This is a genomic window from Streptomyces sp. CAU 1734 (assembly GCF_039888735.1).
Taxonomy (GTDB): domain Bacteria; phylum Actinomycetota; class Actinomycetes; order Streptomycetales; family Streptomycetaceae; genus Streptomyces.
This window is the reverse complement of sequence record NZ_JBDQQP010000011.1, coordinates 71,861-85,215: the sequence shown is the minus strand read 5'-3', so window position 1 is coordinate 85,215 and position 13,355 is coordinate 71,861. Positions and strand designations below refer to the sequence as shown.

7 protein-coding genes are annotated in these 13,355 nt (G+C 72.5%); 3 read left to right on the top strand and 4 right to left on the bottom strand.

Features of this window, described 5'->3' with window-relative positions; genetic code table 11:
• Window positions 1–34: 34 nt before the first annotated feature.
• The 3 genes from AAFN69_RS21790 to AAFN69_RS21780 are packed head-to-tail and all read right to left on the bottom strand — an operon-like array spanning window position 35 to window position 6,709.
• Window positions 35–3,745, bottom strand: a complete 3,711-nt coding sequence (locus AAFN69_RS21790) for a hypothetical protein (RefSeq protein ID WP_347730319.1) — start codon at window positions 3,743–3,745, stop codon at window positions 35–37.
• On the bottom strand, window positions 3,738–4,928 hold the full coding sequence (locus AAFN69_RS21785) for a hypothetical protein (RefSeq protein ID WP_347730318.1): 1,191 nt from the start codon (window positions 4,926–4,928) through the stop codon (window positions 3,738–3,740). The genes AAFN69_RS21790 and AAFN69_RS21785 overlap by 8 nt, the downstream gene beginning before the upstream one ends.
• On the bottom strand, window positions 4,925–6,709 hold the full coding sequence (locus tag AAFN69_RS21780) for a PD-(D/E)XK nuclease family protein (protein ID WP_347730317.1): 1,785 nt from the start codon (window positions 6,707–6,709) through the stop codon (window positions 4,925–4,927). The genes AAFN69_RS21785 and AAFN69_RS21780 overlap by 4 nt, the downstream gene beginning before the upstream one ends.
• Window positions 6,710–6,886: 177 nt before the next feature.
• Between AAFN69_RS21780 and AAFN69_RS21775 the strand changes: the two genes are divergently transcribed.
• A complete protein-coding gene (locus AAFN69_RS21775) occupies window positions 6,887–8,386 on the top strand; it encodes a protein kinase (RefSeq protein WP_347730316.1) in 1,500 nt (499 codons plus the stop codon).
• Window positions 8,387–8,448: 62 nt separating this feature from the next.
• Here the strand turns inward: AAFN69_RS21775 and AAFN69_RS21770 are convergent, their stop codons facing one another.
• Complete coding sequence (locus tag AAFN69_RS21770) at window positions 8,449–10,476, bottom strand: N-6 DNA methylase (protein ID WP_347730315.1); 2,028 nt, start codon at window positions 10,474–10,476, stop codon at window positions 8,449–8,451.
• A gap of 206 nt (window positions 10,477–10,682) precedes the next feature.
• Here AAFN69_RS21770 and AAFN69_RS21765 point away from each other — a divergent pair, with 206 nt between their 5' ends.
• Window positions 10,683–11,630, top strand: coding sequence for a serine/threonine-protein kinase (locus AAFN69_RS21765; protein WP_347730314.1), 948 nt, complete (start codon window positions 10,683–10,685; stop codon window positions 11,628–11,630).
• Between the two features lie 100 nt (window positions 11,631–11,730).
• Window positions 11,731–13,233 carry a serine/threonine-protein kinase gene (locus AAFN69_RS21760; RefSeq protein ID WP_347730313.1) on the top strand — a complete coding sequence of 501 codons (1,503 nt, stop codon included), beginning with the start codon at window positions 11,731–11,733 and terminating at the stop codon, window positions 13,231–13,233.
• Window positions 13,234–13,355 lie beyond the last annotated feature (122 nt).

Sequence of the window (13,355 nt, the reverse complement as noted above, 5' to 3'; positions counted from 1 at the left end):
CCGGGGGCGGGTTCCGGCGGACCGGCGGTGCGGATCAGGGCCCGCTGTCCGGTGCGGACCCGATCCCGCAGAGGGCGTCGTACAGCGGCCGGTAGAGCAGCCTGACCAAGGACGGATCGGCGGGATCGGCACAGACTCCGGGGTCCTCGGTGAAGTAGGGGGCCAGGACGTCACGCAGGCGGACCAGCAGCCCGGGATCGCTCGGCCGGCGCGGGCGGCGGACGGCGGACGCGTCGGCCCCCGCCGCCGCGAGCCGGGGGGCGAAGGCGGCGTCGACGAAGACGACCCGGGCCGGAACCCCACCGCGGACCAGACGGCCGATGACCTGCCAGAGGGTGACCAGCTGGTCCCACGCGAAGGACTCCTGCTCCGGTTCGGAGAGCCTGGAGTAGACATAGGGGCGGGAGAGCAGACGGCGCCACACCCCGCGCGCGGCCGTGCGGAAGGCGCTGCCCGCTCCGTCGAGATCGGTTCCGTCGCCGACGAGTTCGGCGAAGGTGCCCTCGGCCAGGCCGGGGTGGTTCCGGGTGAAGCGCGTCGCCCAGTCGTTGACCGCGAAGACGGAGAGGAAGAGGTCGTCCGGGCGGGGGTGGGGGCGGACGAGGAAGAGCACCGTGCCGAAAGCGGCCACCCGTTCCTCTCCGGGCAGCTGGGGAACGGTGAGGATGTTGTGCCCGCGTTCGACCGCGAGCAGGGGCGCGATCAGGATCTGGGCACGGTGGTCGTCGGCGAAGGCGGCGAGGTCGCCGCGGCGCACCGCGGGCGCCGTCGTGGAGCCCCCGGCAGGCGCCTCCGAGGCGAGGGATGCCTCCAGTGCGGCGTCGTCGGCGGCGAGCACGCGGACCCGGTCCCGCCAGGCGGACATCTCCGACAGCACCTCGGCCACCACCGCCGCCTCGCGGTAGCTGCCGACGAGCAGCAGGGCTCGCCTGCGGCGCGGGTCGGGGATCTGGGCCAGTTCGTACTGGAGCGGGCTGAGGGTGCGGTCCCGGTGGGGCCGCGCCAGCTTTTCCACGAGCATGCGCAGTGCACTGTCGCGGTTCTCCGCCTTCTGCCCGGAGATCCGGATGGGTTGTCCTGCCGGGTCGTACATGAACTCGGTACGGAAGACGGTCTCACCGATCGAGCGCAGTGCGTCCGGCTGTGGCTTGAGCACAGCCCGGACGGGCGCGACCACATGGGCCCGGGTGGAGGTTCCCGCCCAGCTCGTGCCGGACATGAGCAGAACGTTCGGGCCGCCTGTCCCGCGATCGGGGTCGGCGCCCAGCCGGGGCAGGGAGAGCAGGAGTTCACGGCCCACCCCCGCGCACCGGAAGAAGCGGAGGGTGCCCGTGCGCCGTCCCTCCGGGCCGTCGCGCTCGTCGAGGAGGAATTGGAAGCCGAGGACATTGCCCATGGGGGACTCGGGCAGCAAGGGCGCGTAGTCCAGGGGCGGTCGTCTGGTCAGCTCGTGTTCTCCGGGATCGAGCCGCAGGGCGGCCTCCACCTGAGGCCACAGGAAGGTCACCCGGTCGAGCCGCTGATGCAGGGCGGCGAGGATCAGGGTGAACTCCAGCCGTTCCGCATTGCGGTCGAGCCACTCCTCGCCGAATTCGGTGTCCTTGCAGGGCGCAGCGCCGCGAAGCGGGGGACGTTCGCCGGGCTTCGGTGCGCCGTCGAGCAGGGTGTCGAGCAGGGCGCGCACCCGCCCGCGAGTCCGCTTCTCGTCAAGTGTGTGCAGAACGTCGTGGGCCAGCCTCGCCAGATCGTCGGCGAGGTTGCCGTACGGCCCGCGATCGCCGAGGGGGTCGTCGCGGAAGGTGTCGAAGACCTCGGTGAGCCGGTCCCGGTGGACGGCCCAGGGGGTGTCCGACGGGGCGGAGGGCGTCTCGGAGGATTCGTGCAGGGCCTCCTCGTCGTCGTAGACATCGGTCTCGTCCGCCGTCTCGTCCTCCTCGGCGGTCCGGTCCCGGAGCGGATACCAGGCGTTGAGCAGTCGTTCCTGAAGGGTCCAGGGGCTGAAGTAGTCGATCTGTGCCCAGGCGCGCAGGGCAGGGCCGTCAACGCCGATGAGCATGGCGTAGAGGCGATCGGCGGCGGAGCCCACGACATCAAGGGCGGCGGACCAGCGTTCGACATCCTGATCGGAGAGTTGCAGCCGGCCCTGCCGGGAGAGTTCGGCGATCTCGTGGGTCTGGAGCCGGTCGAGCCAGGATTCCGAGAAACCCGTGGTGACCAGTGTCGCCGTGGGCGCGAACATCTGGTCCAGCTGCATCTGGACGCGATCCGCCTCGTCCACGACGACGATGTCGCTGCGCAGGCAGGCGAGTTCCAGATACCGCAGGCGCTCGGCGTTGAGCTGACGCGGTACGGCTGTCTGGACCAGGCTGGACGGGTTGGCGACCCAGATGAGGGCCTCCACGAGCTCGCGGGAGGAGGAGTGCCGGGGGCAGGCGCTCCACAGCGGGCAGGCGTGCGGGTTCCCCGTGGGCTCCGTGTCTCCGGTCTCGCCCGGCTCGGGGCCGGTGGAACCGGCGGGCCCGCCGTCCGGGCGGGCCCCTCGCGCGCGCCGCAGCTCCTCGATGACCCGGGCGGTGTGTGCCCGCCCGTCCTCGCGCTGATCGGGGTCGTCGGCGGGCCGGTCCACCGGATGCAGCGAACCGCAGGGCGCGTCGGTGAAGCGGAGCGGCTCGGCGGTCTCCAGGGCGCGCAGCCCGTCGAGGGGACAGGCGGTGCTCAGGTGGGCGAAGGCCCCGTCGGTGTGGTCGAGCAGGGAGCGCTCCCCACGCGCGGCGAGCCGCCGGTGCAGGCGCTGGGTGTGCTTGGGCCGGGTGGTGCCGCCCTGGACGATCGCCGCCGGCAGCCCCAGCCCCTGGAGGAGCTGGGTAAGGCTGAGCTGTTCGGCGACATCACCGACCACCAGGGTGATGCGCAGTTTCCGCCGCTGTGCCCAGACCGCGAGCACGGTCATGAGGGTGGACTTCCCGGCTCCGACCATGCCCACCAGGTGCGTCAGTCCGTCCAGTGGGAGGGCCTCGGCCCGCTCGAACTCCGTTCCGTCGGCCGTGCGGACGTCGAGTTCGAGCCGGGCCAGCCGCTCCCGCCACTGGCCGGGACGCCTGCCGAGGCGTTGTTCCTCCGCGTCCATCCACGCCGCGGCCTCGTCCAGTTCGGCGAGGGGGACCTCAAGGGGGCCGCCGGGGCGCGGAGCGGCGAGATCGTGCCCCCGCGCGGGCGGAAGCACGAACTCCGCAGGGACGGTGACAGCGGAGTACCGGCGCTGCTCCTTGAAGCGGTGGCTGCCCTCCCCGGCCTGGGGAAGCGGCTTCTTCGCGAAGTCCGGGATCCGGCCGAGCGCGGTGTCGTAGACACCGAAGCGGTGCGCGGCCACCGGCGGGGCGACCCGGCGAGCTGGTCCGCCGCCGTCCGGTACGCGGTAGCCGCGAAGCTCCTCGGGAAGCCGGCGGTAGCTCTCCAGGCTCTGCTGCCACAGGCGCCGTCGCCGCATGGGCCACAGGAGGTGGCGGGCCGCCATCAGGGCGAGCTGGTCGCCGGGGGTGTTCACCAGTCCGGCGGTGGAGGCGAAGGGGTAGCCCCCGAGGAGCACCCAGACCCCGTCCGCCGCCCGGCCGGGGCCCAGGGTCTCCAGCAGCCGCAGGCCCAGTTCGACCTGGCAGAGCAGGGCGGGCTTGACGGAACGGAATTCCTGGGGCCAGGGCTTCAGGTCCTTGGCCAGCCGCTGGTACCAGTCGCTGCGGTCACGCACGGTCGGCTCCCTTCCCATTGGGGTTCTCCGGTGCGATACGCGCACCGGGGCCGCGCTCGCCGCGCAGGCGCTTCCGGGCGGCCCCGGCCACCTGTTCATCGCTGAGCAGGCGGAGCCCGGCGGCGTGCGCGGGACGTTCCCGGGCGAAGGTCAACAAGTAGTCGGCGCGCTCACGGATCCGGAAGTGCGGTACGGCCCAGCACGCCTCGTCGTAGGGCGGCTCGGCCCGTACGACGGTGGCGGCCCGGCCCAGGAAACCGGGGTGGGTCCAGTCCTTCACGTCGATCGCCCAGATGTGGCCGTCGGGAAAGGTGACCCTCAGGTCGTACGCGTCGAAGCCGGGCCACATCTCGACGGCGAGGCCGAGGGCGCGCAGTTTCCCCTCCAGCTCCACCTCGGCGTGGCCGGGGCCGGTGACGAACTGCCGCAGCGGGCGACGGAGCTGCCGGATTTCCCCCACCTCGTCGACGGGCAGCCGCCGTCCGGGGGGCGGGGGACCCAGGTGCCGGCAGCGGTCGCGTTCACACCACCAGCCGCCCCCGACGAGGGGGGTGAGGAGGGTGAGACACCGTGCGCAGGCGACGCTCACGCCGTCCTGTCCGTGGCCGCCCGGGACGGGTGCGTAGATCTCGTCGACGAGGAACTGGACCGGGTCGAGGTAGAGGTCGGTGCTGATGTCGGGCCACTCCGCCTCGGTCAGGACAGGGCGGGTGACCAGCAGCCGGCGGAAGGCCGTGTACGACTGGGGCGAGCTCGCCGCGCGGCAGGCGTTCATGGCCTCGCCGATCACCCGCTCGACATACTGGCGGCCGGTGCTGGTCCCGGCTCCCTTGACCTCCAGCTCGCCGCAGAGCTGCGTCGGTTTCCCGGAGTCCGGGTCGATGAGACGGTTGTTCCGGTCGAAGAGGTCCAGCGGCAGATCGTCGAGGGGCCAGCGTCTCAGGGGGCGGGTGCGGCACCAGTGGAGCATCTCCGGCACCCCTGCGGGGGGTCGTGCTCCGCCGCGCAGGCAGGCGAGGACCAGCCGGTCCAGGGCGCGCTGTGCCGCGGGGGGATAGGGCAGAGCGAAGGAGTCCAGTTCGGCGACTTCGTCCAGCCGTACGACGGCCGTGGCGACGTCGCGGAGCAGGACCACATCGGGGTTGGCCGACCAGTCCGGGGCCGTTCCGGTGTGGCCGTTCACGCGACGTCCTTCCGCACCGGTGCCGGATCGCGAACCGGGTCCGGCGGCGGGTCGGCGGCGGGCGCGGTGTCTGTGGTGTCCCTGATGTGCGCGGTGCCGGGCCCGCACCAGGTGCGCACCTGGCAGCTGTGGCAGTGGCGGCCGGTGCGCGGTTCGTACGCGGTGTCCCGGAGCAGGGGTTCGGCCAGATCCGCGATCACCTCACGGGCCTCGGCCACCGTGGCGGGGCGGCCGGGGTCGACGGCTTCGAGGCGGCTCTCCCCCGCGCCCTCCCGCAGATGTTCCAGCTCGATCCGGCCGCGCCGGGGCCCGTCACCGACGGCTCGCTTGTCGAAGAGCAGGACGGCGAGGGCGAGCTGGGGGAACTGCCGCAGCAGCGGACGGCCTTCCCACAGGGGCGCGGCGGCGGTCTTGGTCTCCCGCCAGATCCACCGTCCGCGACGAGTGTGCAGCAGGTCCGGCACGGCGAGGACAACCACGTCCAGCTCGGGGATGTAAGCGGTGACCCGGTGCTGTGTCAGCACCCGCTCGGACGGTTCGAGCCCGTCCAGCGGGCAGAGCGCCCGGTGTTCGTCCAGCATTCGCAGGGCGCTTCGGGCCGGGCCCTGTTCCAGCGGCTGCGCGGGGGGCAGCACACTCGCGTATGCGGGAGGGAGTTCCCGGCAGCTGCCCGGGAGAGGCCGGGTGTGCCGCGCGTTCAGCACGGCGTCCACCACGCGCCCACGACGTGCGCCTTCGCTCTCGGGGGTCAGGTCGTTGAGCCGCAGATGCCGCACGAGGTGGTACTGGGCGGGGCACTCGCCGTGCAAGCGCAGATCCCAGGCGGAGACGGAGCGGCGCCGGGGGCGGGGCGGCGGAGCGGCACGGGGCGGCCCCCACAACTGCGGGGTGCGCGGCGGTGCCGCGCAGTGGGCGATGGTCTCGCAGCCGACGCAGTCGGCCCCGGGACGTACGCCCGTGCCGGTGGCGGCGGCGATGAAGGCGGGTGCGGCGTCCCTGCTGAACAGTGCGCGCACGGCGTCCGGTCCCCAGTCGAGCAGGGGGGTGACGCTGCCGTCCGCACAGCCGAAGTCGAAGACCCGCACCAGCTCCGGCGGTGTGGGGTTCCGCAGGGGGGTCGCGGGCGGGGGCATGCGGCGGCGGCGCCGAGGAGCGGGCATGCCTTCCGCGACGACCTGGGCAATCGCTGCCTTCTCCGCCGCCGGGCGGTCGGTCTTCGCACGGCCGAAGGACGGGATCCACAGATCTCTTACCGTGCCGTCGGCGGAGGCGTACTGCCGTCCCCAGGTTCGGTGCTCGTACTGCCGCGCGCCCCGGCTGTCCGGCTGCTCCCACCGCGCGGTGCGCACAGTCCAGTCGAGCTCGACGGCGGCGGTGAGGGGCAGACCGGCGGCGAGGGCCGTGCGCTGCTCGCGGGCGCGGGCGGCGACGTACCGCTCGAATGCCTGAACGGTCCACGCCATGAGAGAGGGGTGCGCGGGCGCACGGCGCCCACGAAACGCGCCACGGGTCTGGCGCAATTCCTCGACTACGCGGCCGGGGTGCCAGCGCTTGTGCTCCCATAGATCCAGCGCGGCAAAGAGAGGCCCGAAGCCGAAGTCCTCCAGCGGGACGGGGTGCTGGGTGCCCGGAGCGCCGGAGACATGCGCGCGAGGCGGGCCGATCGGCGGCTGAACGAGGGCGCGCAGTCGGGTCGGGCAGGCGTCGGGGTCGGGCCGGGCGCGGGTGGAACTGACCTTGAACAGCCAGCTCAAGCCGGCGGTTTCGAGTGGATTCTCCATGATTCCCCCTGATCAGGGCGGCACGGACAGGGCGGGCCGAAGAGCACGGGCCGCCGAAGCACCCAAACAGCATGACACAGACTGTGAACTGAGTCGCCACTTGATCTCGCTCGTATCCGATACACGCTACGCTGCCCCCGGCAGAGCACTTGGGCAGACGACGGAGGGGCGCAGAGGGTGGAAGCGGGCTGGGAGGACGTTCGGGCGGGGGAGTTGATCGACGGCCGCCACGAACTCGTCGATCTGATCGGCAAGGGAGGAATGGCCCAGGTCTGGCGGGCCCACGACCGGAAGACGGGCCGTCAGGTCGCGGTGAAATTTCTGCGTCTGGACACCGAGGACCTGCGCCAGCTCGACACCCGGGAGCAGGAGGAGGAACTGCGGCACCGACACCTCAGGTTCATTCGTGAGGCGGGGCTCCTCGCCTTCCTGCGACACCCCAACATTCCCGAGCAGTACGCCTTCGGAACACATGGCGGAGTTCCCTACCTGGTGATGCACCACGTGGTGGGGACCAACCTGCGCACCTTCCTCAAGAGGCACACACCGCTCACGCCCTCCGTCGCCGTGTCGGCCGCCGCGCAGATCGCCGCCGCCTTCGTCCACGCGCATGAACAGAAGGTGGTACACCGGGATCTGAAGCCGGAGAATCTGATGATCTCCGAGGCCGGCGTGGTGTTCCTCATCGACTTCGGCATCGCCAAGCAGCTCGGCATCGAGTCCACTCTCACTCAGCCGGGCTCCACCCTCGGCACACCGGGGTATCAGGCACCGGAACAGATCCGGGGGGAGGATGTCGCGGCGGCCACGGATGTCTACTCCTTCTCCTGCGTGTTCTACGAGCTCCTCACCGGAAAGCCCCCGTTCATCACCAATGACCGGGACGGCAAGGTGGAGCGCCAGCATCTGCGCACGATGCCGCTGCGGCCGAGCGACCTCGCAGCGGGGATTCCCGATGCCCTGGACGAGCTGGTGCTCCGGGGACTCGCCAAGAAGCCCGGGCGGCGCCCGACCATGCGGGAGATCCTCGAGGTCCTGGGCGGGTTCACTCCCCGGCCCGGCGACCCCGAGCCCCGGCCGTGGCTCCCCCACGACCCCACCCGCCCCTTCCGGCTGCCTGCGGAGTACACGGCCCCGGACCCCAATCCCCAGCAAAAACCGGCCGGGGAGACCGGGGACGACGAGGACGCCGGCTGGCTGGACCCGGACGCGGTCCAGCTGCTCTGCTCGGCGGCCCAGCGGGAGCTGGAGGAGGGCGAGCCCGGGGACGCCGTGAGCGAACTCGCCGGCCTCGTGCACCGTGTTCGGGAGGAGTGGGGGAGCAAGCGGCTGGTGCGGCAGGTCTGGGAGCTCACCGCCGGCGGCCTCTGGCTCTCGGGCGACTTCGACGCCGCCGCGCGGCGCTACGACGACATCGCGGACAAGCTCGTGCGCGGGGACGATCCCCCGGAGCGGGCCGACCGGGCAGTGTTCCGGCTGCGTGCCGCGCGGTGCCGGCTGGAGGCCGGCGGCGACACCGGGGCGGCCATCAACGCGATCACCGAGGCCGGTTACACGGCCGCGGCGCTGCCCGAGCCGTACGCCACGCAGGTGGAGACGGAGCTCCGCGAGGCGGCCGACCGTGTCTCCGAGCTGCTCGGCGGACCGGATTCCGGGGCAACGCCCGGGCAGGTGTGAGGCCCCACAGCGGACCGAATGTCCCAGCGGGAGAAGCCCCTCGGAACGTTCGGGCGTACGCGCTACACCAGGCGGCCCGCCGCGAGTTCGTCGCCGAGGCCCTGTTCCAGTTCCCGGGCGAGGGTGCCCAGTCGCGTGGCCAGGCGTTCGAACTCGGCCAGGCGCCGGAACGCCTCGCTGTACCGCTGCTGCTCCGGCAGCGCGAGGCGGCGCACATGGAGCCGGCGCACGTCGATCCGGGAGGAACTCGATGCATGCGTACCGGCGTGGCGGGCGTTGGCCGGCGCCTTGAGCGACCCCGCGAGGAACCAGGGGTCGAGTACGTCCGGGTCGACCCGGAGGGCGTGGATCTGCGGGCCCACCGCCATCGGCGGGCCGTCGTGGACCCACGCCGAGAACTCCCTGGAAACACCGACAACCACCACGTCCCCGGATTCCACGACGACGGCGTCGTGTGGGTGCGCCCACCCGCCGGGGGATCCGTCCATCAGCAGATCGGAGAGGGTCAGCAGCGGGATCCCCGGGTGCCGGGGCTCCGGTGGGAGCTCCTCGGCCGAGTGCCGGCCGGAGCGGAGGGTGAGCGCCCCGGCCCGGGCGAGTTCGCCGACGGTGGCGGTCGGCAGGTCCGCCGTGTCGCCGGTGAGCTCGAGCGAGGCCAGCCCGGCGCTCTCGGCCCGCAGGCCGTCGAGGAGGTCACCGACCTCGTTCCAGGAATCCGTCAGCCGGGATCCGGCGTGTCCCGGAGCAGGAGTGGTGTGACGGCCGGGGGTGAGATCGACCTCGTCGTCGAGGAGATCGATGACCGGGACGACCGCGGACCACTCGGCGCCGGCGGCCTCCTCCGCCGCTGTTCCCCCACCGGCCGCGCCGTCGACGACGGAGCGCACGAAGGAGGCGAGTTCGCCCCATTCGGGCCCGGTCTCCCGGGCTGCGGACCGGGGAAATCGCGCGGCGGCGTCAACGAGCAGAAGCTCTCCGGGCCCTTGGCCGTTCTCGCCCGGGGCGGGCCGCCGCAGTACCCACAGGTGCAGGGAGACACTGTGCGGCGCGGCGGATCCGGGCGGGAGCGCCACCACGGCCCGCAGGGCACCCGTGCGCAGCAGCGATCCGCGGATTCTCCGGCCGGCCTTGCGGGCGGCCACAGTCGGCGGCAGCAGCAGGACGGCGGCGCCGCCGGGGCGGAGCCGGGCGAGGCAGTGCTGCGCCCAGGCGAGCTCGGGTTCGGTGCGGGCCGGCATGCCGTACGCCCAGCGGGCGTCCGTGGCGAGGTCCTCGTATCCCCAGTCGCGTTCGTTGGAGGGCGGATTGCAGAGCACCATGTCGGCCTGGGTACCGATGAGGGGATCCGCTCGGAGGGAGTCGCCCGGCGCGATCACGGGCGCGGGCGCCTGCGGTCCGGAGCCCGGAAGCAGCCCGAGCCGGGCGTCGGTGAGCGCGGTGAGCACCGGATCACGGTCACAGCCGAGGAGGGCGGCGGGACGGCTCAGCGCGGCAGGGACGGCCGTGGCGGCGGCGGCCAGCAGATGACCCGCGCCGCATGCGGGATCGAGCACCGTGACGGGTTCGCCGCGGTACTCGGCGGCGGAGGCGTCGCGCACTCCGAGGGCGAGTTGGGCCATGAGGTCGGCGAGCGGCTCGGGGGTGGTGCTGATCTGGCGTACGTGGGTGTCCAGCCAGCGCCGGAGCAGGAAGGTGAGGACCTCGGACGCTCCCTCGCGCCGCCCCAGTTCCACGGCGTCCCGCACCGGACCCGGCTCCGGCTCCGGGTCGGCGGGCCCACCGGAATCGCCCGGCTCCCCGGCGAGCAGCCGTCCCACTGCGGCGATGGCCAGGCCGGTCTCGTCACGGTCGCCCAGGGCCTCGAAGCGGGGCCAGAGCCATTCGCGGCCGGTGGCCTTCCCCAGCTTCCTGTTCTCCCTGAGCCACCGCTCGATGTCCGCGAGGGAGAAGTGAGGGTTGTTGTCGGTGCCGCTGATCCGCGAGGGGAAAGTGTCGTGACGGCGGCGCCAGTTGCTCACTGCGGCCCGCCCGACTCCCGCGAGCCGGGCGATCTCGGCCAGGGTCACCGGTACGGCGGGGGGCGAGGTCATCAGCTCTCCAGAGACGTCGGCTGGGCGGAACCAGGGTGTCGGCTTGCGGAAGCGGGCGAGCCGGCGCCCCCTCGCACCTTCCCATTTCCGGGGCCAGGCTAACGCATGTTGACTTTGTTCACAGCCCTCTGCCGCGTGCCCCGCCCGGGTGTCCGCGTACCATCACCCCACACGTATGGGGCCCGCCGGGACCGGGAGGAGTGGCCATGCACGCCGTCCGTGAAGGCACGGTCCTGAAGGACCGCTACCGGCTCGACCACGCGCTCGGCCGGGGCAGCATGGGGCGCGTCTGGCAGGGTCTCGATCTTCATCTGCGGCGCCCCGTGGCGGTCAAGACCATCGCACTGGACAGCGCGGCCGACGCGGAGGGCCGGGAGCGATTCCAGCGGCGTTTCGAGCGCGAGGCGCGCGCCGCCGCCGCGCTGGACAGCGCGAATGTGGCCACGGTCCATGACGCGGACATCACCGGTGAGCTCCACTGGCTCGTGATGCAGCTGGTCGAGGGCGCGACCCTCGGCACCGTGCTGGCCGAACGGGAACGCCTCGACACCGCCTCGGCGGTCGCCGTGGCCGCGCAGATCAGTTCGGGGCTCGCGGCGGCGCACGCGGCAGGGCTGATCCATCGCGACCTCAAGCCGGAGAACATCATGATCCGGCGGGACGGGGTGGTGAAGATTCTCGACTTCGGCCTGGTGAAGCTGATGTCGGACGACGGTCCCCGGCTGACGTCGACCGGTGGGCAGGTGGGGAATCTGCTGTACGCCTCACCGGAGCTGATCACCGGACATCCGGCCCCGGACGGGCGGAGCGATCTCTACAGCGTGGGCTGCCTTCTGCACCATCTGCTCTCCGGTGTGCCGCCGTTCCCGCCGCTCCGTGCGGATCAGCCACTGGCCGTGATCAGGGGCCATCTGGACGGTGCACCACCACCCCTCGCCGAGCTGGGGATCGAGGTGCCCGCCGAGCTCCAGGCGCTGCTGTCCGCCCTGCTGGCCAAGGCCCCCGGGGCCCGGCCGGGGTCGGCGGCAGAGGTGTACGACGCCCTCCGGCCGTGGCTGCCCGGTTCCGCGGCCGGGTCCAGCGGGCCTCGCGCCTTCGGTGCCGAGGACCCGCGACGGCCTTTCGTACTCCCCCAGGGCCCCTGCTGGGCATGAGAGTTCACCGTGTGATCGTCTCACCGCTCATGGGTGGAGAGGTGGGCGGCGCCTCGGCGCACAGGGGCAGAGCTGACCGATCGGATCGTCGGGGGAGAGCGTGGGACAGGTAATCCAGCAGCGGTACGAGCTGACCGGCCTCCTCGGCAGGGGCGGCATGGCCGAGGTCTGGTCCGCGACGGACCTCCAGCTCAACCGCGAGGTCGCGGTGAAACTGCTGCGTTCGGCGGGCCGGAGCACTCGGCGTCTGGAGCAGCGCTTCGAACGGGAGGCCGTACTGACCGCCCGTATAGGACACCCGGGTGTACCGGCGGTTCACGAGACCGGGCGGCACGACGGTGACACCCTGTTCATCGCCATGGAGCGGATCCACGGTCTGACCCTGGCCGACCGGCTGAAGCGGTCCGGCCCCTTCCCCGTCCCGCTGGCCGCCACGGTGGCGGCGCAGACGGCCGATGTACTGGCGCATGCGCACCGGATCGGCGTCGTCCACCGCGACCTCAAACCGTCGAATCTGATGCTCACCCCCAACGGGCTGGTGAAGGTGCTCGACTTCGGCATCGCCACCGCGCTGGAACCGGACCCGGACGAGCCGCCGCTCACCCGGACGGGAGAGATGCCCGGCACCCCGGGGTTCATCTCGCCCGAGCAGGCCGCGGGCAGGGCCGTGACCGCCCTGAGTGACATGTACGCCTTCGGCTGTGTGCTGTACGAGATCCTGACCGGGAGGGCGCCCTTCGAGGCACAGCCGGGCGCCATCCCTTTCCACCTGGTCTACCGGCACATGCAGGAAGTGCCCGAACCGGTCTCGAAGCACCGCGCCGGCCTTCCGCCCGGCCTCACCGATCTGATCACGCGGATGCTCGCCAAGGAGCCCGCCGACCGCCCCACCGCACGAGAGGTGCAGGAGGCGGCCGGAGAATGGATCGGGCCGCCGGCGGCTCCGGCCGTTCCGTCCACGGGCGGGGCCGGTTCGCGGACCGCGCCGCCCGGGGCCTCCCGAACCGGCCGGCCCGCGGCGGGTCCGGCGGAGAACGACGCCGGCCGGCGCGCCGTGGAACTGGTGCTGGAGGCCCGGCGGCTGGCCGATGCCGGGGATCCCTCGGGCGCCCTCGCGCTCCTGGAGGAGCCGCTGCGCGGAGACCGCCGTCCGCTCGACGACCCCAACCTGCTGCCCTTGCGGCTCGCCCGGTGCGAGCTGCTCTTTGCCGCCGAGAATCTCACCGTCGCGTACGACGGCTGGTTCGAGCTCGGCGGCGCTCTGCGCAGGCGCCGTCCGGCGACCGACCGGGATGTCCTGGTCTGCCGCGCGGGGGCGGCCCGATGTCTGTCCGGACTGGGCCGCACCAAGGAGGCACTCCACGAGTTCGAGGGACTGCTCCGGGTGCAGAGTCATGTCCTCGGGCCCGCCGACGGCGCGGTCTTCGACACCCGGTACGAGATCGCCGTGCTCACCGCGCGCGGCGGTCACGCACGCACCGCCCACGACCAGCTGGTCTCCCTCCGTTCCGATCAGGAGCGGGTGCTGCCCGCCACGGATGAACGGCACCTGCGGGCCGGGCGGCTGCTGACGCGGCTGGAGGGCCTGCTCCGCTCCGCGTAGGCCGACCGGCGGGCAGCCACAGCCCGCACCCCGACACCCCAATCAGTACTCCGTGAACTATGTTCACAGCAAGATTTCCTTGTTACCCTCTCATCCATGGCGGCTCCTCGTTTCGCGTCCCG